Raw genomic sequence first — 24,851 nt, 5'->3', positions numbered from 1 at the left:
GATTCGGTCAGGGCGGCCCGCACGGTGGAGCGGGCCGCCGGCTCAACGGCTTGGCCAAGCGCTGCGGCAGCTCAGCCAAGTGCCGCGTCATGCAACACGATCCAGCCGTCACGCTGGAAGACGATCCGGTAACCCTTCGACTCAAGCCGCTGCACTTCCGCCTGCTGGGCCGCGACGTTCTTGAACGGATACGAGGGCCGCTCAACGTCCGCGAGCACCCACGACGCGGGCGGATAGTGCCGATCGCCTGGCGGCGCCCACAACACGACCTTGTCCCGGCTGAGCAGGTGCGGGCCGATCTGCGTCGCAGAAGCCACATACACGTTGTCCGGGATCTGCGACGCCGCCTGCTTCGCGGCCACGACGCTCGGATTCGACACGTCCCAGAAGGCCGCCTGCGTCATGTGGTGCATCGGATAACGATCGAACGTCCACCACGCGTATGCGGCCACGTACATCGCGAACGCCGTCATCAGCGCGCTGCGGACCAACTGTCCGTGTCCGGCGACCGTGCCACTTAGCCGAGCCGACGTCAGCCAGCGGGAGAGCCGCAACGCCCCGTCGACGCCCCCGCAGAAGATGATCGGCACCAAGAACGCGTTGTAGTGGTACGGCATCACCCAGTACAGCTGATTGACCGACAGGAACCGCTCCATCACCAGCGGCAGGGCCATCAGGCTCAGCGGGGAGAGCAGGCACAGCCCGAGCACGGGCCATAGCAGCATTTCCAGCGTCTGCCGCTTGAACGGCGAGTTGAACAGCGTGCCGAAGGTGTTCCCCGGGTCGGCCAGCATCGCGTGGATCGCCGCTGACTGGTTCGAGCCGAACTCGGTGTAGGTGAAATTCCGGTTCGGGCTGCCGCCGGCCGCGGGCAGCAGCACCTGCGCCACCAGCCAGACCATGCCGATCCCGATCGGCACGAGCGCGAGGAACCAGGCACGGTCACAGCGCCGGATCGTCTCCAGCAGCAGCCGCGGACGCCGCGGCGCGCGCCGCAGCAGCCGCCACCAGTCCCGCGCCGTCGCGTCCTTCGTGGCGAGATAGAGCCCGAAGACGGCCACGACGAAGCCCATGTCGTCCTTGACACCGAGCAGCAGCAGGCTGATCAGCGCGGCCTGCCGCAGCCGTCCGGCCTGAGCCCGCTCGATCATCCACATCAGGATCGGCAGTTCCAGGAAGACCTCGTGGAACTCGAACCACAGCGCCATCTGCAGCGGCCAGGTCACGCCGTAGCCGATCACGACCAGATACGCGGACAGGTTCCCGGCGAACGCGCCGAACCGCCCCGAGTTGCGCACCGCGCGCCGCACGAAGAGCCACAGCGGGATGATCGGCAGCGCGGTTAGCACCCCGGTCTCGATCAGCAGCGTCTCGGGGCCGTCGTGGATCCAGTAGAAAGGGGCCAACAGCACCAGCAGCGGGGTGAAGTGGTCGGCCAGTTGCAGGGTTCCGGCGTCGCCCGCGCCGTGCAGCCCGACGAAGGGGGAGTGCGGCCCCATGAAGTGCGCGTAGCCGGAGATGGCCTGGTCGTATTCGCCGACATCGGCGAGTCCGTCCTGCAGCGTCGAGTGCAGGATGAGCAGGTAGGTCGAGTACAGCGCCGCGTACAGCGAGACGATCGCGCCGACGCCGAGCACATGCGGCCAGCGGCGGGGCGGGGCCTCGCGCTCGTCGACCGGCGCGGCCTCGCCTCCGATGGTTGCTGGGGTACTCGCGACGGCGGTCAAGGCCGCTCTCCACTCCTGTCAGGCGAATGTTCGGTTTCCGGCAGAGGATGGGCTGTTCTGCTTGAGTGCGGCGCCGTTCGGGCGCGGTTCAATACCTGCTGCCGTGCTCGTCGGCCTCGCCCTTGAGGATCTGCCGGCCGCGTTCGGCCATCGTCTCGGCCACCGCCTCGGTGACCCCGATCCGCTCGGCCAGCTCGGGGTAGGTGATCCGGTCGAAACGGCGCGGGTCGGTCAGTTCCGCCGCAGCGATGGCCTGATACGCGCCGGCCCGGTCGGCGGCCGCGCGGAACGCCGTGTGCAGATCGGTGGCGCGCTCAAGCAACTCCGCGGCGTCGGTGATGTCGTCCAGCCCGAAGAACCGATTGTCCTGCGCTTCCTCGGCAACCGGCTCATACAGCAGCGGCACGGGGCGCATGCGGGGTTGCTCCTTCACCGGGACAGTTTCTCACGGTGCGCCGATGTCGTGTCAGTCGTAGACCCGCTTTCGGCCGGTCTAGGCCAACGAATCCAGCAGCGTGGGCACCGATTCCGGCGCGTCCAGCAACACATCAGCGTGCTCGCCGAGTGCCGCGCCCCGGCCTTCCGCGGTGCCGACCGCGACCCGCACGGCGTGGAATCCGGGCTGCTCGGCGGCCAGCTTGTCCAAGGCGGCGAACGCGGGCAGGTCGCCGAGATCGTCGCCGAAGTACCAAGCTCCGGCCAGATCGCCGGCCGCGCGCAGCACCACCGCGCCCTTGTCGGTATCCAGCGGGGGCTTGAGTTCCACGACCATCCGGCCGTGCTGAAGCCGCAGGCCGTGCGCCTCGGCATGCAGCGCGGCCCAGGACTCGATGGCCGGTTCGAGCGAAGGATCGGTGCGGAAGTGCAGCGCGCACGAGAGCCGCTTGTCCTCGATCAGGGCGCCGGGGAACGCATCCCGGGCTTGCGCTACGACACGCGCGATCACCGGCGCGTACGGTTCGGCCTCCGGCGCGGTGATGACCGTCGCGCCGCCGTCCGGCGAGTATTCGAGTCCGTACAGACCGTGCAGATGCAGACCGGGCACGCCGCCAAGTCGCCCGGCGAGGAACGCGACCGGCCGCGCGGACACGACCGCGGCGAGCCCGGCGTTCCGAGCCAGCGAGGCGAGCGCGGCGGTAGCGCCCGGCACCGGCCACACCGACTCAGGGTCCTGTTGAATCGGGGCCAGCGTTCCGTCGAAGTCGAAGAAGAACCCATATTCGCCCAGACGCGCGCCGGTCCTGGCCACCAGAGCGGCGACGGCGGCGCTCCCCGCTTCGTTCTTCTCCGCCGCGTCCCGCGGCGCGTTCTCATCCATGGTCACTCGTCCAACCTGCCGCAGTCCGCTGCCTGCCGCAAGCTGCCAGTCAGCGCAGGTCACGCAGCGCCAGCGCGGTCAACAGCAGTGCGACGCCGCGCGGCGTGGCCGGATCGAGGCCGGTCAGCTCGGTCACCCGGGCGAGCCGGTTGTCCACGGTGTTCGGGTGCAGACCGAGGCGGCTCGCGGTGCGGCGCCGGTCGTACTCCTCCTCCAGGAATACGCGCACCGTACGCAGGAGATCGGGTCGCTCGGCCAGCGGATCAAGCAGGGTGCTGAGCCGATCCGAACTCTCGCCGGGCCGGGTGAGGTGATATTCCAGCAGCACATCGTCAAGCGCGTAAACCCCCGGCCTGCGGCCGAGAGCGCAGACCAACCGCAGGATCTCGCCGGCCGTGCGCGCGGCGGACTCGATCTGCTCGGGCTGCTCGGCGACCGTCACCGCGATCCGTATCTCGCCTCCCCAGACGCCGGCGAGCGCGCGCACGAGCTCGTCGGAGACCGATCGCGCGGCGGCTGGCGCCAGGGAATCACCTCCCGCTGAGCGCGGCACGAGTACGTGGCCGCCGGTTCCTTCAAGCAGAACGGGAATCGGCGCGCCGAAGTAGGTGTCGATGGCTTCGTGCAGCCGGTGCAGCCGACGGTGTATCGCGGCCTGCGCCGCGTCGGCGCGCTTCGGCGTCGCGGTGCTCGCTCGTTCCTCAGCACGGCCAAGCCCCAGCGCAAGCACGGTCGCGCCCTTCGCGAGCCCGAACTCCTCGAGCGCGGCCGGGTCCTGCGGGGCCACTCCGGCGACCAGGTCGCGCACCAGCTCGCGGCGGCGGTCCCGGCGCGCGGAGCCGAGCAGTTCAAGCTCCTCCTGATAGGCCTGCGTGACCTCGTCGATCGCCTCGTCCTGGGTGGCCAGCAGCAGCCGCGCGAGCTGCGGCAGTGCGGCCGTCTCCTCAGGACGCGCGGCGCGGCAGAGCTCTTCGAACACGACGCGCGCCGCGATCGTGTACGTGCGCAACAGGATCGGCAGCGGCATCCCCTCCTCAGCGCGGTGCGCCGCACGCCGCCGGAACAGCGCTCTGGCAGTCTGCACAGCTCCCTCGGCGCCCTGAACGCGCTGCAGGAAGGTCAGGACGGCGAGGCGGGCCGCGTCCGTGACGTCGACACCGCGCAGCGTCGGATGGTCGGGCAGCTGGACAGCCCACTCCGCGGCCACGCGCTGCACGAATCCATCGACCAGGGGTTCGCACCTGCGGGCCAGCTCGCGGGTGGATTCGGAGGCGGGAGAGGAGGGCTCGGCACCGGCAGTTGAACGCGGTGGCATGACCGATCCGCCAATCGACCCAGTAGTTCCGGCATGACGACGAGGGCGGCGGCTCGAACGGGCGAGCGTCACAGACCTCGTACTCATTGTGCCAAGCGGCCGCCTAGATGGGCAGAGCGACCCCGCGATCCGGCGGCGCCCTAGGAAATGGCGCGCAGTGCGGCCTGGGCGGCGCGCGAGCGCAACAGCTCGGCGAAGGTGGTCCGGCCGTGGCAGACCTCTGCGAACGCACGCCAGGCGACCGGCAGCGTGGTGACCGCCGCGTGAAAGAAGCCGGGGCGTTTCTCGAAGGCCGCGAGCAGCCGCTCGCCGGCCGCCATCTCGACGCCGAGTAGTGCCTCGACCTCGGCGGCGTACTCGGCGGCGGCTTCGGCAACCGCCTGCCCTTCAGAAGGCGGCCCCGCGGCGGCCATCCGGGCCGCCGCCTGCCCAGCCAGGCGACCGGAACGCAGCGCGTAGGAGATGCCCTCGCGGGTCCATGGGTCCAGCAGACCGGCCGCGTCGCCGGCCACCAGCACCCGCCCGCGGCAGAGCGGCGATTCCGCGGTGCGGCAGCGGGTCAGATGACCGGAGTCCTGCGCGGCCGGCAGTCCGGCAAGTCCGAGCTGTTCGATGAACTGCCGGTAGTACGCCCGGGTCTCCTCGCCCCCGCCACGCGCCGCGATCACGCCGACCGTCAGTGCATCGCCTTTCGGGAAGACCCATCCGTACGAACCGCGCACCGGTCCCCAGTCGATCAGCACCCGACCGGCCCAGCGCGCCGCGATCTGCGGCGGCACCGGGATCTCCGCCTCCAAGCCGAGGTCCACCTGACGGCAGGTCACGCCGACATGGCGGGCCACTCGGCTGGCCGAGCCGTCCGCGCCGACCACTGCACGAGCACGCACCCGCGACCCGTCCGCGAGCGTCAGCGATACCGCCGCTGCTAGGTCCTGCACTGGGTCTTCCGTGCTCATTTCCGGCGCTTCGGCCTGTTCGACCCCGGTCACCACGACGCCCTCACGCAGCTCGACCCCAGCCTCCACCGCCGCCTTGACCAGCGCGTGGTCAAAGTCCGTGCGATTGACCAGCGCCAGCATGCCGCCGTTCCGGTCGCGCTTAGTCCGCTCCTTGCGCCCTTGCTGAGTGAACGTGATCGCGTCGATCCACTCCTGGACCGGCAGTTCGAAGCCTTCGGGCAGCGCCTCGCGGGACAGGCCGATCAGGCCGCCGCCGCAGGTCTTATATCGGGGAAAGGTAGCCCGATCGAGCAGGACGACCTGCGCTCCGGCCAGTGCCGCCTCGCGGGCGGCGCTCGCTCCGGCCGGGCCGGCGCCGACCACAGCCACGTCCCATACCGTGTCCCGCAGCGAAGCGGATTCGGCCGCCGCGGTGTTCGGCTCGGTGCCGGATTCCCGTACCGCTCCGGATTGCTGTGCACCGCGAGATTCGGTCACGTCCCCTGATTCCTGCTGCGCGCTCGATTCGCGCGCTGGGCTCGATTCACGAGCAGCACGCGATTCGCCTGCCGCCGCCGAAATCGGCTTGACGCCATCCGGCCGTACCGGTGCCTCGAACGGGTGATGCGATAGCGGTGCCGCCGCAGGAGAACTGATCACGGCTCACCAGCGTAACCCGCCCGGAGCTGGGCTCCTTGGGTGACCAAGCGGCACGGGTCTGACAACAATTCGGCCACGATGCACTCCGACTTTGGTCGGCGCGGTTGAAGCTGTTGTCACAGCTGCATGAACAACCACATACAGCGAGTATGGGATGATCAGGACAACAACCGCCTTGGAACTCGGAGAGGTACGGGTTCCATCACAGTTCGGACACACATTGCCGCACGGGTGTTCCGCCGGGAAGCAACGCCGAGGATTGTTCTCCCAGACGGGGCATGGTAGGAATTCCCGCGATCAGGGACGGCGCGGACCGCAGAATCCGTCGCTCAGGGCACCCTGGCCTGCGTAATTTGGCCGTCGCCCACCCCGATTGCGGGATTTGTCCCATCATGTCGCACAATCGGATCACATCCGAGGAATGCGGCTGAGCAGCACGACCCCGGACCGGCAGGCCCGGAGTAAGCACGTAAGATCCGCATACCGCTTACCAACCTGGTCCCGACGGGTTCCACCGCGAACGACGAGGACGTCACACCACGATGACTGTGCCGAACACGGCGGCTGACGAAGCCGCCGAAGTGGGTATACCGGCGATCCCGGGAAACCCGATCGAGGGTCGCTCCCTGGGCCGGATCGCCTGGGACCGGCTCAAGCGCGACAAACTCGCCATGGCCAGCGGCGCGTTCATCGCGCTGCTGATTCTGCTGGCGATCTTCGCCGACGTCATCAACCATGCGATGGGCCTCGATCCCAACCAGTTCAACGGCAACCTGGTCGACCCGGGTTCCCTGCTGCCGTACGGTGCGCGCGGCGGAATGAGCTTTAATCACCCCTTCGGTCTCGAGCCCGTCAACGGCCGGGACCTGTTCGCCCGCATCGTCATCGGCGTGCGGCCCAGCCTCATCGTGGCATTGGCCGCGACCGCGCTGCAGATGGTCTTCGGCATCATCATCGGCTCCGTGGCCGGCTACTTCGGCGGCTGGACCGACGGGATCCTCTCCCGGATCACCGACGTGTTCCTGGCCTTCCCGATCCTGATCTTCCTGATCGCCATCGGCTCGATCATCCCCAGCCAGGCCTTCGGCCTCGGCGCCTACGGCGTGCACCTGGTGGTCATGATCGCCGTCATCGGCATCTTCAGCTGGGCGTATCAGGCCCGGCTCATCCGCGGCCTCGTGCTCTCGCTGCGCGATCGTGAGTTCGTCGACGCGGCCCGCGTCCTGGGCGCCCGCCCGAGCCGGATCATCTTCCGCGAGATCCTGCCCAACCTTGCCAGCCCGATCCTGGTGTACACCTCGTTGGCGATCCCAGCGAACATCGTGCTCGAGGCCTATCTCTCCTTCCTTGGCGTCGGCACCCCGCCGCCGAACGCCTCGTGGGGGCAGATGCTCTCCACGGCCGTGGACTTCTACCAGGTCGACCCGGCCTTCATGCTGGTCCCCGGACTCGCCGTGTTCCTCACCGTGCTCGCCTTCAACCTCTTCGGAGACGGCCTGCGCGACGCCCTAGACCCCCGGGCCGGCCGCTAGAAGCGACCGTTCCGGTTTTCCAACAGAACACCCCTCCGTTGCGCAGTCCTGAAAGGGGCATTCACGGAATGCAGCGTACAACCAAGATCGCCGCGGCGGCCGCGGCGGCCGCGCTAGTCGCGTCGGTCGCTACCGCATGCAGTAGCAGCAAGGGCGGCAGCAGCGGCGGTTCCGCCAATCCTGCCGACACGATCAAGTTCAATTACGGTGTCACCGGCGTGGTGAATCCCTCCACGCACAAGGGCGGTACGCTCGTTCTCGGCGGCTCGCAGGACCTTGACTCGGTGGACCCGGTCAACCAGTACTACGCGTACTCCTGGAACTTCTCCCGGTACTACGCGCGTACCCTGATGACCTACAAGATCGGTGCGCCCGGCGCCCAGTCGACGCAGCTGGTTCCCGGCCTCGCGGCCGCGGCTCCGACCTCCTCGGCGGACGGTCTGACCTGGACGGTGAAGATCCGCTCCGGCCAGAAGTTCTCCAACGGCGAGCCGATCACCTCCAAGGAAGTCAAGTACGCGATCGAGCGCTCCTACGCGCTCGACTCGGTGAACCCGGCCGGCCCCGAGTACTTCTCCTCGCTGCTGACCGACGGCAAGTACCCGGGTCCGTACAAGGACAAGGCGGCGGACCACCTCGGCCTGACCGGCGTGGACACCCCGGACGACACCACCCTGGTGTTCCACCTGGTGAGCAAGTACGGCGAGTTCCCCTACGTGCTGACCATGCCGCAGACCGCGCCGGTCCCGATCGACGTGGACCAGAACGCGTCGACCGGCGGCCTGAACTACAACACGCACGTGGTCTCCAGCGGCCCGTACGAGATCACCTCGTACGTCGCGGGCAAGACGATCGACCTGGCCCGTAACCCGAACTGGTCCGCGGCCAGCGACCCGAATGACCCGGCCCTGCCGGACAAGATCACGGTCAAGACCGACTGGGACCCGAACGGGCTGGACGCCGCCATCCTGGCCGGCACGGTCGACGCCGAGTACGACGGCGGTGGCCTGCAGCCCGCCGACGTGGCCGCGGTGCTGAGCAACCCGGCGAAGAAGAAGTACACGGACAACCCGGCGGCCAACGCCACCCGGTACGTCACGATCGACCAGGACGTCGCGCCGTTCAACAACATCCACTGCCGCAAGGCCGTGGCCTACGCGCTCAACAAGGTCGACCTGGTCAACGCGCGTGGCGGCGAGATCGCCGGTGCCAAGCTGGCCAACACCATGCTGCCTCCGGGCGTGCAGGGTCACACGAACGCCAACCCGTACCCGACCGGTCCGGACTCCAAGGGCGACGTGACCATGGCCAAGCAGGAGTTGCAGGCCTGTGGTCAGCCGAACGGCTTCTCCACCGGCATCATCACCGTGAACACCGGTAAGGGCCCCGGCTTCGCCACCGCGCTGCAGAACGCGCTGTCCCGTGTCGGCATCACCACCAACATCACGCAGGTTGAGGGCTCGAAGTACTACAGCCAGAACCTGCAGCGTCCCGACGTGATGAAGAGCAAGGGCTTCGGTCTCGGTGCGGCTGGTTGGGGCCCGGACTGGCCCTCCCCGTTCGCGTTCTTCTCGCAGATCACCGACGGCCGCCTGCTCTCGGCGACCAGCAGCGGCTCGAACTACGGCCGCCTGAACGACCCGGTGGTCAACGGCCTGCTGGACCAGATGAAGGCCAACACCGACCCGTCGCAGAACGCCACGCTGGGCGCCAAGGTCGACGCGCAGGTCATGTCCGACGCCGTGTACATCCCGTACGGCTTCGACAGCCTGCTGATCGCCCGCGGCAAGAACGTGACGAACTACTACATCACGCAGGCCTACAACGGCGAGGTCGACCTGGCTGCGCTGGGCCACGCCGGATCCTGAGTCCGGCCACGGCCGGAAGGTAAACCCTCCTTTCGCGAGCAGAACTGGAAGCAGGTGAAGGCGTAGGGCGGCGTGGGGGCGGATCTCCGATCGAGATCCGCCCCCGTGCCGGAACCGGCCGATATCAGTGTTCGCTTACATCCTTAGACGACTCTTCCAGGCCGCGCTGGTCATCATTGTCGTCAGCATCATTACATTCATCATCTCCTACGTGATGCCGCAGTGGTTCGGCGAGAACCTCGCCGCCACGTACGCCGGCAAGGGCCAGACCCCGGCCACGGTCGCGGCCATCGGCCAGAAGCTCGGCTTCAACCAGCCGCTGGTCGTGCAGTACTGGAACTACTTCACCGGGATCTTCACCGGGCGCACCTTCGGCAACGGTTCGGTGGCGCTCAGCTGCCCGGCCCCCTGCCTCGGCTACTCGTACATCACCAGCCAGCTGGTGTGGCCGAAGCTGATCGCCGACTTCCCGGTCACCTTCTCCCTGGCCATCGGTGCCGCGGCGCTGTGGCTGTTCTTCGGCGTCCTCGGCGGCGTCGTCGCGGCACTGAACAAGGGCCGGCTCGCCGACCGCTCGATCATCGTGGTGGCGCTGGCCGGAATCTCGATGCCGGTGAACTTCACCGCCCTGGTGGTCGCGCTGCTGGTGCAGTACCAGCTGCACTTCATGGACCAGATCCAGTACGTGCCGTTCACCCAGAACCCCTGGAACTGGGCGCTGAACATCTTCTGGCCGTGCGCGGTCCTGGCGTTCATCTCCGCCGCCGCTTATGCCCGAATCACCAGATCCACCATGCTCGACACGCTCAACGAGGACTACGTGCGCACCGCGCGGTCCAAGGGCCTGCCGGAGTGGAACGTGGTCGGCAAGCACGCCATGCGCGCCATCTACACCCCGATCATCACCATGTTCGGCCTCGACTTCGGCTACCTGCTCGGCGGCGCGGTGGTCACCGAGAAGATCTTCGGGTTCCACGGGATCGGCTTCGACGCGGTGGACGCTATCGGCCGCAGCGACATCCCGGTGGTCATGGGCGTCACGCTCATGGCGAGCTTCTTCATCGTCGCCGCCAACTTGATTGTGGACCTGCTCTACGGAGTGCTCGACCCGCGAGTGAGGCTTGGATGACCACGGACCAGGAGTTCCCGATCTCCGAATCGACGCTGGAGGGACCGGCCGCGTTCCTGGACGTGCGGGACCTGAAGGTGCACTTCCAGACCGACGACGGCCTGGTCAAGTCGGTGGACGGGATCAACTTCAAGCTCGAGCGCGGGCAGACCCTCGGCATCGTGGGCGAGTCCGGCTCCGGCAAGTCGGTCACCTCCCTCTCGCTGATGGGCCTGCACAAGCGCGCCAACAAGCGCGGCCGCGGCGGGGCCCTGATGTCCGGCGAGATCTGGCTGGACGGCCAGGAACTGGTGCACGCCGACGCGGCGGAGCTGCGGGCGTTGCGCGGCGAGAAGGTGGCGATGGTCTTCCAGGACCCGCTCTCCTCGCTACACCCCTACTACAAGGTCGGCGACCAGATCGCCGAGGCGTACCGGGTGCACCACAAGGCCTCCAAGAGCGAGGCACGCCAGCGCGCGATTCAAATGCTCGACCGGGTCGGCATTCCGCAGCCGACCTCGCGCGTGGACGACTATCCGCACCAGTTCTCCGGCGGTATGCGCCAGCGCGCGATGATCGCCATGGCCCTGGTGTGCGACCCGCAACTGATGATCGCGGACGAGCCGACCACGGCGCTCGACGTGACGGTGCAGGCGCAGATCCTGGACCTGATGCGCGACCTGCAGCAGGAGTTCAACAGCGCTCTGATCATCATCACGCACGACCTGGGCGTGGTCGCGGAACTCGCGGACAACATCATGGTCATGTACGCGGGCAAGGCCATCGAGTACGGCCCGGCCAAGACCGTGTTCACCGAACCGCAGCACCCTTACACCTGGGGTCTGCTCGGCTCGATGCCGCGCCTGGACCGCCCCGTGCTCGAGCGGCTGCTGCCGATTCCGGGCACTCCGCCGTCGCTGATCAATGTGCCGTCCGGCTGCCCGTTCCACCCCCGCTGCGCGTTCGCCGTCCGCAACCACGGCCGCAGTGAGACCGAGGTGCCGCAGCTGCGCCCGGTCGACCCGCGGCACCTGGTCGCCTGTCACATGTCGTCCGCCGATCGCAAGCAGATCTTCAACGAGGAAATCCGGCCGCACCTATGAGCACTGACACTCACTCGACGACCGAAGAGCTGCTGTCCGTCTCCGGGCTTCAGAAGCACTTCCCGATCCGGCGCGGCCTGCTGCGGCGGACCGTCGGCGCGGTCAAAGCGGTGGACGGGATCGACCTGACCGTGCACACCGGGGAGACGCTGGGCCTGGTGGGCGAGTCCGGTTGCGGTAAGTCGACCACCGGCCGGCTGCTGACCCGGCTGCTCGAGCCCACCGGCGGCAAGGTCGTGTTCGAGGGGCGGGACATCACCCACCTGCGGCCCGGTTCGCTGCGGCCGCTGCGCCGCGACATTCAGATGGTGTTCCAGGACCCGCAGTCCTCGCTCAACCCCCGCCAGACGGTCGGCGCGATCGTCGGGGCGCCGTTCCAGATCCAGGGCGTCAAGACCGAGCACGGCATCAAGCGCGCGGTGCAGGACCTGCTCTCGCTGGTCGGCCTTTCCCCCGAGCACTACAACCGGTACCCGCACGAGTTCTCCGGCGGCCAGCGCCAGCGCATCGGCATCGCCAGGGCGATCGCGTTGCGGCCGAAGCTGATCGTGGCGGACGAGCCGGTCTCCGCGCTCGACGTGTCGATCCAGGCGCAGGTGGTCAACCTCTTCGAGGATCTGCAGGCGGAACTCGGCCTGGCCTATGTGTTCATCGCGCACGACCTTTCCGTGGTGCGGCATATCTCGGACCGGGTCGCGGTGATGTACCTCGGCAAGGTGGTGGAGATCGCGGAACGCGACGATCTTTACGGCCGTCCGCTGCATCCCTACACGAACGCTTTGCTTTCCGCGGTGCCGATCCCCGACCCGGAACGCAAAGAGGCCTCAGGGCGTGAGCGGATCCTGCTCACCGGTGACGTACCCTCGCCGATCAACCCGCCCTCCGGCTGCCGGTTCCGCACCCGCTGCTGGAAGGCTCAGGAGATCTGCGCCACCGTCGAACCGCCGCTCGAGGTCAAGTCCGGCGGCTCCGCCACGCAGCGCGCCGCCTGTCACTTCCCGGTGATGGCGGACGAGCGGGTCGGTTCCTACAGCTGACGCGACGTCATATCCTGCTGGGTGTACGCCCGACGAGTGATCGGGCGTCACACCCGGGGGTGAATTCGTCTTTCCGTTCCACCGAGGGTTTTCCCTATATCTCGCGGACCCTATTGACGCGTTCTGCCCGAACGCGTAACGGGACGGAAATGCCGTTTCTATTGCTGCGCCTTAACGTAATTGGTTCTTGATCTGCAGGCTCTGGACAGCACCGGGTAACCACTATCAGGCTGTGTCGCAGACGGCGACTTTGGTCGGTGTCAGTGTCCGGGGATCAATCGTCCGGGGATCAATAAGGCCGTCGGGTTCGCCCGCGTGCCAGTCTCGTTGAGGAGTTGGGATCAGGCCATGACTATGAAGAACTCCCGCTGGTTGGCGGCGGGGGCGGTATTCGCTTCCGGCGCGCTCGCGCTCTCCGCGTGCTCTTCTTCGGGCGCGTCCAAGCCCCAGGTCAAGGTCGCGGCGAATTACGCCTTCGGATCCATCCCGGCGCAGTCGAACACTGTCAAGGAGGGCGGCACCCTCAAGATCGCCCAGGACGCCGGTCAGGACCCGAACAACATCCTGCCGATCGTGACCGCGGCGAACTCCTCGGTCTACGACATCAACCAGTTCAACCAGCTCAGCTGGCGGCCGCTGTTCTGGGGTCCGAAGGGCGCCGTCCCCACGATCGACTACAGCAAGTCGATGACCGACGCGGCCCCGACGGTGTCCGCAGACGGCAAGACCTTCACGATCAAGCTGAACGGCAAGTACACCTGGTCCGACGGCTCGCCGGTCACCACCGCGGACGTGATCTTCTACGTCGACGAGCTCAAGGCCGCGGTGAAGGAGAACGCCGCGAACTCGGGCAACTACACCCCGGGCCAGTTCCCGGACAACGTCACGAACATGACGGCGACCGACGCGAACACGATCAGCTTCACCTTCGACAAGGTGTACAACCCGACCTGGGTCCTGGACTCCGAGCTCGGCCTGATCATTCCGATGCCGGCCAAGGCCTGGGCGAAGACCTCCGAGAACGGCGCCACGCTCGACTACACGAACCCGGCCAACGCCAAGGCGATCTACGACTTCCTGGCCAAGCAGTCCGCCAGCCTGTCGACCTACCAGACCGACCCGCTGTGGCAGACCGTGGACGGCCCGTTCAAGATCAGCTACTACAACGCCTCCACCGGCGCGGCCAACTTCAAGGCGAACACCGCCTACACCGGCGCGAGCAAGCCGCACATCGCCGAGCTCGACGAGCTGTCGTACACCTCTGACGACGCCGAGTTCAACGACCTGCTCGCCGGCAACCTCGACGTCGGCTACGTCCCGTCGAAGGACTACACCCAGACCGGCAAGCTGACCGCGAAGCAGTACGCGGTCTACGGACTGCCGGACTTCGGCTTCAACTACATCTACTACAACTTCAAGGACACCACCGACAACTTCGACAAGGTCATCGGCCAGCTCTACGTGCGCCAGGCCTTCGCGCACCTGCAGGACGAAGACGCTGAGATCAAGGGCATCTACCACGGCGCCGCCGCGCCGGCCTACGGCTCCGTGCCGGTCGCCCCGCAGTCGCCGTACACGCCGGCCAACGCGCTGACCAACCCGTTCCCGTTCTCGGTGGACGCCGCGACCAAGCTGCTCAAGGACCACGGCTGGACCGTCGTGCCGAACGGCAAGACCACCTGCGCCAGCCCGGGTACCGGCGCCAACCAGTGCGGCGCGGGCATCACGGCCGGCCAGGACATCTCCTTCGTGCTCTACTACACCTCGTCCAAGGCGGCGACCACCGCCCTGGTCACCTCGTGGGTGGGCAACCTGAAGAAGATCGGCGTCAACGTCACGCTCAAGTCCGACACGTTCAACAACATCATCGCGAACGAGTCGGTGCCCAGCTCGCCGAAGAACAACGCCAACTGGGGCGCCGGAGACTTCGGCGGCTTCACCAACGGCACCTACCCGTCGACCGACAACCTGTTCAACACCGGCGGCTCGTACAACCAGGGCGGCTTCTCCGACCCGGCGCTGGACACGCTGATCAACGCCTCGCTCAACTCGACGGACCCGAACGCGATCCAGAAGGAACTGGCCGCGGTCACCGCCGACCAGCCGGGCATCTTCCAGCCGAACGAGGACCGGATCTACGCCTGGAAGACCAACATCTCCGGCCCGGCCGCCTCGTTCGAGACGCTGACCCAGTTCGGCCTGAACCCCGAGGACTGGTACTTCACCAAGTAGTGCTTCGGATTCGTGCCGCGGGGACGGTTTACCGGCCCCGCGGCACGCCGATACCGCGGATAGGCCCGCCTGCACTCCTCCCCGGGAGCGGGCGGGCCGAGCGGTACCCGGGCCGCGGCTGACAGACCCCGTCCGGTTTTCCATCGCAGCGACTATTCCTCCATCGGCACGACTAAGAGGAGGAGATCCCGGTCATGGCCGGCTATCTCATCCGGCGCTTCGGGACGGCGATCGTGATCGTCCTCGGCGTCACCCTGTTGACCTTCGCGATGCTGCACATCGTCGCCCCGGCCAACGCGGCGGCACTCGCCACCTTGGGACCCAAGGCCACGCCAGCCGCGATCAAGGCTTACGACCACGCCAACGGCTTCGACCGGCCGCTGATCCAGCAGTACCTGACCTATCTCAACCGGCTGCTGCACGGGAACCTGGGCTGGTCCTACCACTTCAACCAGTCGGTCACCGCGCTGCTCAGCGAGAAGGCCCCGCTCAGTGCGTTCCTCTCCGGCAGCTCCCTCGTACTGGCCGTGGTGGTCGCCGTCCCGCTCGGCATCTACCAGGCGATCAAGCGCAACACCTTCGGCGACGTCGCCGCGACGAGTGTGACATTCGTGCTCTACTCGATGCCAGTGTTTTTCTTCGCGATCATCCTGATCCAGGTCTTCGCGATCGCGCTCAACTGGGTGGACCCGGGAGTGGGCCAGGACCAGTCCCTCACCGCCGCGCTCGGCAATGTCAAGGACCTGATCCTGCCGATCGTCGCGCTCTCCAGCACGGCCGTGGCCGGCTACTCGCGCTATCAGCGTTCATCCTCGCTGGACGTGCTGGCGCAGGACTACATCAAGGTGGTCCGGGCCAAGGGACTGTCCGAGCGGCTGGTGCTCGGCCGGCACCTGGTGCGCAACGCCTGCCTGCCGATGATCACCCTGGTCGGCATCTCGCTGCCCGCGCTGATCGGCGGCAACCTGCTGATCGAGTTCGCCTTCAACATCAACGGACTCGGCCTGCTGTTCGTCAACGGCCTGCAGGTGGACGACTACAACATCGTGCTGGCGTACACGCTGCTCGGCGCCATCTTCACCGTGGCCGGCAACCTGATCGCGGACATCCTGCTGAGTATCGCCGACCCGCGGATCAGGCTGGTGTGACCATGCACCGGATCCCAGCCCAGAACCCGCACGCGTCCAGCCGTCCGAGGGAGCACCAGTGAGCCTCATCGACCTCTCACTCGAACCGGCCCCCGCCTCGCAGCCGCCGGAGGGCGGCGAGGTCCTCGTGGTCACCAGCGGCTGGCGGCTGGTGCTACGCGAGTTCCTGCGCAACAAGCTGGCCGTGGCCGGCGTGGTGCTGCTGGTGTTCTTCGTCGTGTTCTGCTTCCTCGGCCCGCTGGTCTACCACACGGATCAGCTGAGCACGGACCTCACGAACACCGACACCCCGCCTGGTCCCGGCAATCCGATGGGCACCGACGGCAACGGATTCGACGTGCTCGGCCGGATCATGCTCGGCGGGCAGACCTCGCTCAAGATCGGCTTCCTCTCCGCCTTCATCGCCACCGTGATCGGCACGCTGTGGGGCGCCGTGTCCGGGCTGATCGGCGGGGTCGTCGACGCCGTGATGATGCGCATCGTCGACACCATCCTGTCGATCCCGTTCCTGCTCATCGTCCTGATCATGGCGCACAGGTACGGCTCGAACACCTGGAACATGTCGCTGATCCTCGGGGTGTTCTCCTGGCTGCTGCCCGCCCGCCTGGTGCGCGGCGAGGTGCTGACGCTGCGCACCCGCGACTACGTGGCCGCGTCGAAGGCGATGGGCGGCTCGAACATTCACCTGATCTTCAAGCACCTGATTCCGAACGCCATGGGCACGGTGATCGTCAACATCACCTTCCAGATCGCCGACGCGATCCTGGCCCTGGCCGCCCTCGGCTACCTGAACTTCGGCGTGCAGTACCCGAACACCGACTGGGGCGACCAGCTCTCCGACGGGGTCGGCTCGCTGGTCGCGGGCTACTGGTGGCTGGTCTATCCGGTCGGAATCTGCCTGGTCCTCGTCGTGATGGCGTTCAACCTGATCGGCGACGGACTGCGCGACGCGGTCGACGTGCGTCTGCGCAAGCGCTGAGGTTCGGAGACTAGGCCGTGTGTGAGAAGCAGGAAGGCGAAGAGGGCTGATGGCTCCCATCCTCGAGGTCCGCGACCTCAAGACCCACATCCAACTGAGCAGGTCCGTCGTCCAGGCCGTGGACGGCGTCTCGTTCTACCTGAACCCCGGCGAGACCCTGGGCCTGGTAGGCGAATCCGGCTGCGGCAAGTCGATGACCGGCCTGTCCCTGATGGGGCTGCTGCCGCCGGGCGGCCACATCGTCGGCGAGTCGTCGATCGTGCTGGACGGCCGGGAACTGGTCGGCCTCGACCAGGCCGAGATGCGCAAGGTGCGCGGCAACGAGATCGCGATGGTCTTCCAGGACCCGCTGACCTCGCTCGACCCGACCAAGACGATCGGCTATCAGGTCGCCGAGCCGGTGCGGCTGCACCGCGGCCTGAACAAGCAGCAGGCGCGCGAACGCGCCGCCGAAGTGCTCGCGCTGGTCGGCCTGCCCCGGCCGAAGGAACGGCTCGACGACTTCCCGCACCAGCTCTCCGGCGGCCTGCGCCAGCGCGTCATGATCGCGATGGCGCTGGCCAACGAGCCGAAGGTGCTGATCGCCGACGAACCGACCACGGCGCTCGACGTGACCATCCAGGCGCAGATCCTGACCCTGCTGGCGGACCTCAAGGACCGGCTCGGCATGGCGATGATCCTGATCACGCACGACATGGGCGTGGTCGCAGGGCACGCGGACCGGGTCAACGTCATGTACGCGGGCAAGATCGTGGAGACCACCGACACCACACGGCTGTTCGCCCGCATGCGCCACCCCTACACGCAGGGTCTGCTGGCCTCGATCCCGAGGCTGGCGCAGGACAACACACAGCGCCTTTACTCGATCCCCGGTATCCCGCCGGACCTGGCCAACCCGCCGGCCGGCTGTCGTTACGCGGCGCGCTGCGCGTACGCCACCGACCAGTGCCGCGAGGACGAACCGCGTCTCACCGGCGAGACCGCGGCGCACCGCTTCGCCTGCTGGCATCCGGTGTCTGGTCCGCTCGAACTGAGCTCGGCCACCACCGCGCAGGACCGCCCGGCCGCGCCCGGCCCGGTTGCCGACACCGGCGAGCGCCCGCTGCTCGAAGTCGTCGATCTGGTCAAGGAGTTCCCGCTCGGCGCGGACCTGTTCGGCCGCAACCGCACCAGCGTCAAGGCGGTCTCCGGAGTCTCCCTCTCGCTCGGTCCCGGACAGACCTTCGGCCTGGTCGGCGAGTCCGGCTGCGGCAAGACCACGCTGGGCCGGATGATCGTCGCGCTGGAGCGCCCGGACAGCGGGGCGGTCACCCTCGCCGGTGAGCGGATCTCCGCGCTGCGCGGCCGCGAGCTGCGCCACAAGCGGCGCGATCTGCAGATGATGTTCCAGGACCCGTACGGCTCGCTGGACCCGCGGATGCGGGTGAGCGGCATTCTGCGCGAACCGCTTGCCGTGCAAGGAATCGGTAGCTCGCGGGAGCAGTTGGCGCGGGTCTCGGACCTGCTCGGCGAGGTCGGCCTGCCGAAGAGCGCGCTTGAGCGGTTCCCGCACGAGTTCTCCGGCGGGCAGCGCCAGCGGCTGGGGCTTGCTCGTGCGCTGATCCTCAACCCGAAGCTGATCGTCGCCGACGAGCCGGTATCAGCGCTCGACGTGTCGATCCGTGCGCAGGTTCTCAACCTGATGAAGCGGCTGCAGGCCGCGCACGGCCTGTCCTACGTCGTGATCTCGCACGACTTGGCCGTGGTCAAGTACCTGGCCGACCGGATCGGCGTGATGTACCTCGGCAAGATGGTGGAAGTCGGCGGCGGGCAGGACATCTACGAGCGCCCCGCGCACCCTTACACCGCCGGTCTGCTCGAGGCGATTCCGGTCCCGGAGCCGGAGATCGAGAAGGCGAAGCGCACCGCGGCGGTCAAGGGCGAGTTGCCCAGCCCGATCGATCCGCCGTCGGGCTGCCGGTTCCGCACCCGCTGCCCGCTTGCCCAGGACCGGTGCGCGATCGAGGAGCCGTTGCTGCGGCGGTTCGGCGACGACCACGTGGCCGCGTGCCACTTCCCGTTGCAGACCCCGCTGTCGGACGCCGCCTCGGAAACGGCTGCGGTGTAGCTAGCGGGCCGGCTTGTGGTTGGCCGGTCGACTGACGTTTACTCAGTCGGCCGGCCGAACCTTATCGTCGAGTTGAATCCATTTCCGCAGCGTTACCGCACCCCACGGGCGTCTCACCGGCTGAGAGCACGCTAAGACCTTCCGTGGCGCGCGTGAAAGTCGTGAAAGACCGTTCCGCGCCGCATTCGGCGATCTCTACGGTGGCGCAATGGGCCGCTGGAGTGCATCAGTGCGTATTCGTCGCCTTCCGATACTCGGGCCTTTGCCCGCTAGATCGGCGCTGGTCGTGGCGGTCGCCGCGACCGCGGGCGCCTTCGGGCTCGGCGGCTGCTCCAGTTCGCCACCCGCGACCGCGGGCGAGAGCGCCACGACGCAGCTCCAGCAGGCGGCCGGGAGCCTCGACGCGACCAAGACCTTCAAGCTGACCGTCGACACGCACGTGCCCAACGGTCCCGGCGCCGTCCAGACCTCGAGCCCGCAGCCGGGGCCCTCGCCCGCGCCGAGCACCGAGTCGATCAAGATGTCAGGGACCTGGGACGCCGCCACCGGTCTGGCCCGGATGGACGGGACGCTCAACTCCGTCAAGACCACCATCTTGTCCGCCTCCGGGGTGGAGTACGTCTCGCTCGTCCCCGGGACCGCGCAGAGCGCCGGCAAGAAGTGGCTCAAGGTCGACGACGCCAATGCAACTTTCGGGGATTTCTGCAATCCACAGCTCGTCGCGCAACTTCTTCGGGCGTACCACGAGGTCCGGTTGGTCGCTTCCGGACACCTTTCCGGGACCATCGAGACGGCCGAGGCTGACCAGCACATCGCCGATCCGAACCTGGTCGCGTCGCTGGCCGGGCTCCCCCCGACGCTGCGCTTCGACGTGTGGACCGACGGTTCGGGCACGCCCACCAAGATCGAGTTCGCGCTGGCCGGCGCGGGCGCTGTGACCACCGGCGATGTGCGCCTCGATTCCTTCGGGACCGCTCCCGCGCAGGTCAGCGTGCCGACAATCAACGAGGTGGAGCAGGCTCCGGTCGGCTGAACGGACAATAGCCTTACTTGACCGGTTTATGAAAGTTTCAGGCAAGCCGGGACGATCAGCGCCCTGTTGACCTGTCCGAAGCCGGGCCTCGAGTAATCGCTTACCGGACACTCTTGACGGCGGGTTTCCGGCTCGCAACGCTGTGCCCACCTCCGAGAGAGCGCTCCCACACTTCGCGCTCGCTCATCCACCCCGCCTCAGCCCGGTTTCCGTGAGGAAACCGAAAAAAGTTCGTGCGGACCGGCAACCCACCCGGGTCCCCGATCGACTTAGAGTCGCCGCCCGATCAACCGTGCGTCGTGTTACTGAAACCTCACCGTGGAGGTCGCAGTTGCCCCAGCAAACCGACACCGCGCTCGCCGTCGGAACCCACCTGGACAAGGCTCAGTTCGGCAAGCCCACCCTGGCCGACGTCGCCGCGCTCGCCGGGGTCTCCGAGGCGACCGCCTCGCGAGTGCTCAATGGATCAGCCCGCGTCAGCATCGGCGCGCGCAGCCACGTGGAGGACGCCATGGCGCGTCTCGGCTACGTGCGCTGGCGTGCCCCGCGGGCGCAGACCTCGCGCAGCGGCTCGGTCGCCGCCATCGTCACCGAGTCCAGCGCGCGGTTCTTCTCAGATCCCTTCTTCGCCCGTCTGCTGTGGGGTGCCTCCCGCACCCTGTCTGCGGCCGGGCTGCAACTCGCGTTCCTGGTCGTACACGACCAGAACGAGTACGCCGCCGCCGAGCGCTACATCCGGCGTGGCAGTGCGGACGGCGTGATGCTCGTCTCCGCGCACGGTCGTGACCCGCTGCTGCTTACCCTGCAGGCCGCGGGCATCCCGACCGTCGTGTGTGGCAGACCCCTGGTTCCCTGCGGCGCCTGGTACGTGGACGCCGACAACTCCGGAGGCGCGCGCACCGCGGTCGGCCACCTGCTGCGCTCGGGCCGCCGCCGCGTGGTCACGATCGCGGGACCGCGCGACATGGCCGTGGGCATCGACCGCCTCTCCGGCTACCGGGACATGCTCGAAGCCGCCGGCCTACCGGCCCTGATCGGCTACGGCGATTTCTCCCAGGCCTCCGGGGAGCACGCGATGACCCGGCTGCTCGAACGCCGCCCCGACCTGGACGCGGTGTTCGCCGCCTCCGACCTGATGGCCGCGGGCGCCCTGCGCGCGCTGCGCCGGGCCGGGCGACGGGTGCCGGAGGACGTCGCGGTGGTCGGCTTCGACGACGACCCGATCGCCCAGCACACCATGCCGCCGCTCACCACCGTGCGCCAGCCGGTGGAGGAGCAGGGCGCGGTCATGGCCAGGCAAGTCATGGCCCTGATCGAGCACGAGTCGATCTCGGAGACCCAGAACAAGCTGCCGACCTCGCTGGTCCAGCGCGAGTCCGCCTGACGCGGACGAGCGCCGCACTCGCGGTCCGGGCGGTCGCCCCGCAAAGGAGCGACCGCCGGGGATCGGCTGTGCCCTGAGCGCTGTGCTTCAAGCATTCGGTAGAGCGCTCTCACAGCCTGAGGGCGCCCCGCCCTAGGGTCCTGACCGGCCCGCCCGGGACCGCGGTCCACCGCCTCCCGCCGCACTTTTCGGCGCGATAGCGCGCCGATGTCCAGAAGGAGAAACCCCTACCCATGAGACAGGCAGTAAGCAGCAGCCCGCTGCGAAGAAGGCTGAGAAGGGTCGTCGCGGCCCTGATCGCCACTTCCTTCGCCGCGGTCGGGCTGACCGCCCTCCCGGCGCAGGCCGCGACAACCCAGTGTAAGGTCACTTACACCAATCAGTCCGACTGGGGTTCCGGGTTCACCGCCAGCATCACCATTCAGAACCTTGGCTCGGCCTGGACCAGCTGGTCGCTCGGCTACAGCTACGCGGGCAGCCAGACGCTGACCAACGGCTGGAGCGCCAACTGGACGCAGAGCGGCACCAAGGTGACCGCGGCCAACGCGTCCTGGAACGGCAGCGTGGCCACCAACGGCTCGGTGACCATCGGCGCCAACTTCAACTACTCCGGCACCAACACCAACCCGACGGTCTTCTCGATCAACGGGACGGTCTGCGGCGGCGCGCACACCGCGCCGAGCGTGGCGATCACCAGCCCGGCGGCCGGAGCGACCTTCACGGCGCCGGCCACCGTCGCGCTGACCGCGACCGCGTCCGCCTTTGACAGCGCGACGATCTCCAGCGTCGCCTACTACAGCGGCACGACGCTGATCGGCTCGGCGACCGCAGCCCCGTACTCGGTGAGCTGGACCGGCGTGGCGGCGGGCAGCTACTCGATCACGGCCGTGGCCACCGACAGCCAGGGCGCGACCACGACCTCGGCTCCGGTCGGGATCACGGTGTCCCCGAACACCTCCCCGGCGATCGTGGCCAACCCGACGTCGCTGACGATCGCGCAGACCCAGACCGCGACCTTTGGCGTGACGCTGAACAAGGCGCCCACGGCGAACGTCACGGTATCCGTCGCGGCCGCCGCAGGCGGCAACACCGGCCTGACCGTGACCGCTGGCTCGTCGCTGACCTTCACCCCGTCGAACTACAACACGGCGCAGAACGTCACGATCACCGCGGACAAGTCGTCCACCGGGAGCGCGACGTTCAACGTCACGGCCACCGGCTACACCGCGGCTTCGGTCAGCGCGAACGAGATCGCCTCGACCGGCGGCGGCACGTACACGCAGGACTTCCTGACGCTGTACAACCAGATCACCAACCCGGCCAACGGATACTTCAACTCCCAGGGCATCCCGTACCACTCGGTCGAGACGCTGATGGCCGAGGCGCCCGACTACGGCCACGAGACCACGTCCGAGGCGTGGAGCTACTACATCTGGCTCACCGCCACCTATGGCGAGGTCTCCGGCGACTGGTCGAAGTTCAACAACGCGTGGACGCTCATGGAAACCTACATGATCCCCAGCCACGCGGCCCAGCCGACCAACAGCTCGTACAACCCGTCGTCCCCGGCGGCGTACGCGCCTGAGGAGCCGCTGCCTTCCGACTACCCCGTGGCCACCACCACCTCGGTGTCGACCGGGCAGGACCCGATCGCGGCCGAGCTGAGCCAGACCTACGGGACGTCGGACATCTACGGCATGCACTGGCTGGAGGACGTCGACAACAAGTACGGCTTCGGCGACACCCCGTCCGGCGGTTGCGAGCTCGGCCCGGGCGCGGCCAACAGCCCGTCCTTCATCAACACCTTCCAGCGCGGCTCGCAGGAGTCGGTCTGGGAGACCGTGCCGCAGCCGACCTGCGACAACCTGAAGTACGGCGGCAAGAACGGCTACCTGGACCTGTTCATCTCGGGTTCCGGCACGCCGCAGTGGAAGTACACTGACGCCCCCGACGCCGACGCGCGCGCGATCCAGGCCGCCTACTGGGCGGACACCTGGGCCAAGGCGCAGGGCAAGGAGTCTCAGGTCACCACCACCGTGGCCAAGGCCGGCAAGATGGGCGACTACCTGCGGTACTCGTTCTTCGACAAGTACTTCAAGCAGATCGGCAACTGCACCAGCACCAGCTGCCCGGCCGGCTCGGGCAAGAACAGCGCGCACTACTTGCTGTCCTGGTACTACGCCTGGGGTGGCTCGCTGAGCACCTCCGGCGGCTGGGCCTGGCGCATCGGTGACGGCGCGGCGCACTTCGGCTACCAGAACCCGCTCGCGGCGTACGCGCTCTCTACGGTCCCCGCGATCGAGCCGAAGTCCCCGACCGGCGCGAGCGACTGGGCCATCAGCCTCAAGCGCCAGTTGCAGTTCTACCAGTGGTTGCAGTCCTCCGAGGGCGCGATCGCCGGTGGCGCGACCAACAGCTGGGGCGGCAACTACGGCACCCCGCCGTCTGGTGATTCCTCCTTCTACGGCATGTGGTACGACTGGGAGCCGGTGTATCACGACCCGCCGTCCAACCAGTGGTTCGGCATGCAGACCTGGTCGATGGAGCGCGTCGCGGAGTACTACTACGTGACGGGCGACACCACCGCCGGGGCGCTGCTGAAGAAGTGGGTCACCTGGGCCGAGTCGCAGACCACGGTCAACACCTCGACCGGGGCCTGGCAGATCCCGTCGAACCTGACCTGGACCGGCCAGCCGGACACCTGGACCTCGACGACCACCTCGGTGGCCAACACCGGCCTGCACGTGACCGTGTCCAGCTACGGCCAGGACAACGGCGTGGCGGCGTCGCTGATCAAGACGCTGACCTACTACGGCAAGAAGGCCAACGACACCACCGCCTCCACCATGGCCAAGAACCTGCTGGACGTCATGTGGGCCAACGACCGTGACTCCCTCGGAATCACGACCCCGGAGACCCGCACCGACTACAACCGGTTCAACCAGGTCTACCCGTCCGGCACCAACCAGGACGGGGTCTACATCCCGTCCGGCTGGTCCGGCACCATGCCCAACGGCGACAAGATCGCGCCTGGGGCGACCTTCCTGTCCATCCGCTCCTGGTACACGCAGGACCCGCAGTGGTCCAAGGTCCAGGCTTATCTGAACGGCGGGGCCGCTCCCGTCTTCAGCTACCACCGGTTCTGGGCGCAGTCGGACATCGCGATGGCTTACGCGGTGTACGGCATGTTGTTCAACGCGTAGCAGAGCCCGCACGAAACGTGACGCAAGACGCCCGACAGCGTCTTGCGTCACGGGCGGACGCCGGACGGATAACCGGTCGGCCCGCATAACCTGCTAGAACGTAAGGCCGTCGATTCCGGTGAACGGAGTCGGCGGCCTTCGCGTGTACTGGGTCGTTTG

General features: G+C 67.8%; 17 protein-coding genes. 12 read left to right on the top strand and 5 right to left on the bottom strand.

The window, feature by feature from the left end; translation table 11 throughout:
- Positions 1-71: 71 nt before the first annotated feature.
- From VN779_RS23330 to VN779_RS23310, 5 genes are all read right to left on the bottom strand, one after another.
- Positions 72-1,727 (bottom strand): DUF2079 domain-containing protein, encoded by a 1,656-nt coding sequence (locus tag VN779_RS23330; protein ID WP_325726906.1) that lies wholly within the window; start codon positions 1,725-1,727, stop codon positions 72-74.
- An 88-nt stretch (positions 1,728-1,815) separates the two neighbouring features.
- Positions 1,816-2,142: a hypothetical protein gene (locus tag VN779_RS23325; protein ID WP_325726904.1), complete on the bottom strand. Its 327-nt coding sequence runs from the start codon at positions 2,140-2,142 to the stop codon at positions 1,816-1,818.
- A 78-nt stretch (positions 2,143-2,220) separates the two neighbouring features.
- Positions 2,221-3,045, bottom strand: coding sequence for a trehalose-phosphatase (otsB, locus tag VN779_RS23320; RefSeq protein ID WP_325726902.1), 825 nt, complete (start codon positions 3,043-3,045; stop codon positions 2,221-2,223).
- A 49-nt stretch (positions 3,046-3,094) separates the two neighbouring features.
- A complete protein-coding gene (locus tag VN779_RS23315; protein ID WP_325726900.1) occupies positions 3,095-4,360 on the bottom strand; it encodes a helix-turn-helix domain-containing protein in 1,266 nt (421 codons plus the stop codon).
- A 140-nt stretch (positions 4,361-4,500) separates the two neighbouring features.
- Positions 4,501-5,796: a geranylgeranyl reductase family protein gene (locus tag VN779_RS23310; protein WP_325726898.1), complete on the bottom strand. Its 1,296-nt coding sequence runs from the start codon at positions 5,794-5,796 to the stop codon at positions 4,501-4,503.
- A 704-nt stretch (positions 5,797-6,500) separates the two neighbouring features.
- On the opposite strand from VN779_RS23310, the gene VN779_RS23305 reads away from it, so the two are divergent.
- The 12 genes from VN779_RS23305 (at position 6,501) to VN779_RS23250 (ending at position 24,692) form a co-directional block, all read left to right on the top strand.
- On the top strand, positions 6,501-7,490 hold the full coding sequence (locus VN779_RS23305; RefSeq protein WP_325726896.1) for an ABC transporter permease: 990 nt from the start codon (positions 6,501-6,503) through the stop codon (positions 7,488-7,490).
- A 68-nt stretch (positions 7,491-7,558) separates the two neighbouring features.
- A complete protein-coding gene (locus VN779_RS23300; protein WP_325726894.1) occupies positions 7,559-9,358 on the top strand; it encodes an ABC transporter substrate-binding protein in 1,800 nt (599 codons plus the stop codon).
- Positions 9,359-9,485: 127 nt separating this feature from the next.
- Positions 9,486-10,487 (top strand): ABC transporter permease, encoded by a 1,002-nt coding sequence (locus VN779_RS23295; protein WP_325726892.1) that lies wholly within the window; start codon positions 9,486-9,488, stop codon positions 10,485-10,487.
- Positions 10,484-11,569 carry an ABC transporter ATP-binding protein gene (locus VN779_RS23290; RefSeq protein ID WP_325726890.1) on the top strand — a complete coding sequence of 362 codons (1,086 nt, stop codon included), beginning with the start codon at positions 10,484-10,486 and terminating at the stop codon, positions 11,567-11,569. The genes VN779_RS23295 and VN779_RS23290 overlap by 4 nt, the downstream gene beginning before the upstream one ends.
- Positions 11,566-12,606, top strand: coding sequence for a dipeptide ABC transporter ATP-binding protein (locus VN779_RS23285; protein ID WP_325726888.1), 1,041 nt, complete (start codon positions 11,566-11,568; stop codon positions 12,604-12,606). The genes VN779_RS23290 and VN779_RS23285 overlap by 4 nt, the downstream gene beginning before the upstream one ends.
- Before the next feature lie 348 nt (positions 12,607-12,954).
- The gene (locus tag VN779_RS23280) at positions 12,955-14,838 is read left to right on the top strand and encodes an ABC transporter substrate-binding protein (RefSeq protein WP_325726886.1); all 1,884 of its coding nucleotides are present in this window, start codon (positions 12,955-12,957) and stop codon (positions 14,836-14,838) included.
- Between the two features lie 194 nt (positions 14,839-15,032).
- A complete protein-coding gene (locus VN779_RS23275) occupies positions 15,033-15,986 on the top strand; it encodes an ABC transporter permease (RefSeq protein WP_325726884.1) in 954 nt (317 codons plus the stop codon).
- Between the two features lie 58 nt (positions 15,987-16,044).
- Positions 16,045-16,965 (top strand): ABC transporter permease, encoded by a 921-nt coding sequence (locus VN779_RS23270; RefSeq protein WP_325726882.1) that lies wholly within the window; start codon positions 16,045-16,047, stop codon positions 16,963-16,965.
- A 49-nt stretch (positions 16,966-17,014) separates the two neighbouring features.
- Complete coding sequence (locus VN779_RS23265) at positions 17,015-19,072, top strand: ABC transporter ATP-binding protein (protein WP_325726880.1); 2,058 nt, start codon at positions 17,015-17,017, stop codon at positions 19,070-19,072.
- A gap of 262 nt (positions 19,073-19,334) precedes the next feature.
- The gene (locus VN779_RS23260; RefSeq protein ID WP_325726878.1) at positions 19,335-20,105 is read left to right on the top strand and encodes a hypothetical protein; all 771 of its coding nucleotides are present in this window, start codon (positions 19,335-19,337) and stop codon (positions 20,103-20,105) included.
- Positions 20,106-20,436: 331 nt separating this feature from the next.
- Complete coding sequence (locus VN779_RS23255; RefSeq protein WP_325726876.1) at positions 20,437-21,489, top strand: LacI family DNA-binding transcriptional regulator; 1,053 nt, start codon at positions 20,437-20,439, stop codon at positions 21,487-21,489.
- 233 nt (positions 21,490-21,722) lie between these two features.
- Positions 21,723-24,692, top strand: a complete 2,970-nt coding sequence (locus tag VN779_RS23250; RefSeq protein WP_325726874.1) for a glycoside hydrolase family 48 protein — start codon at positions 21,723-21,725, stop codon at positions 24,690-24,692.
- Positions 24,693-24,851: the final 159 nt, after the last annotated feature.

It is taken from the genome of Actinocrinis sp. (genome assembly GCF_035605935.1).
Classification (GTDB): Bacteria; Actinomycetota; Actinomycetes; order Streptomycetales; family Catenulisporaceae; genus Actinocrinis.
Note: the sequence above shows the minus strand (reverse complement) of the source record. Positions and strands in the feature narration are given on the sequence as shown.

Bases quoted from the DNA above. Each gene is read 5' to 3' on its own strand.
- VN779_RS23325 (WP_325726904.1), bottom strand. From the start codon at position 2,142: ATGCGCCCCGTGCCGCTGCTGTATGAGCCGGTTGCCGAGGAAGCGCAG.
- otsB (WP_325726902.1), bottom strand. From the start codon at position 3,045: ATGGATGAGAACGCGCCGCGGGACGCGGCGGAGAAGAACGAAGCGGGG.
- VN779_RS23315 (WP_325726900.1), bottom strand. From the start codon at position 4,360: ATGCCACCGCGTTCAACTGCCGGTGCCGAGCCCTCCTCTCCCGCCTCC.
- VN779_RS23305 (WP_325726896.1), top strand. From the start codon at position 6,501: ATGACTGTGCCGAACACGGCGGCTGACGAAGCCGCCGAAGTGGGTATA.
- VN779_RS23300 (WP_325726894.1), top strand. From the start codon at position 7,559: ATGCAGCGTACAACCAAGATCGCCGCGGCGGCCGCGGCGGCCGCGCTA.
- VN779_RS23290 (WP_325726890.1), top strand. From the start codon at position 10,484: ATGACCACGGACCAGGAGTTCCCGATCTCCGAATCGACGCTGGAGGGA.
- VN779_RS23285 (WP_325726888.1), top strand. From the start codon at position 11,566: ATGAGCACTGACACTCACTCGACGACCGAAGAGCTGCTGTCCGTCTCC.
- VN779_RS23280 (WP_325726886.1), top strand. From the start codon at position 12,955: ATGACTATGAAGAACTCCCGCTGGTTGGCGGCGGGGGCGGTATTCGCT.
- VN779_RS23275 (WP_325726884.1), top strand. From the start codon at position 15,033: ATGGCCGGCTATCTCATCCGGCGCTTCGGGACGGCGATCGTGATCGTC.
- VN779_RS23265 (WP_325726880.1), top strand. From the start codon at position 17,015: ATGGCTCCCATCCTCGAGGTCCGCGACCTCAAGACCCACATCCAACTG.
- VN779_RS23250 (WP_325726874.1), top strand. From the start codon at position 21,723: ATGAGACAGGCAGTAAGCAGCAGCCCGCTGCGAAGAAGGCTGAGAAGG.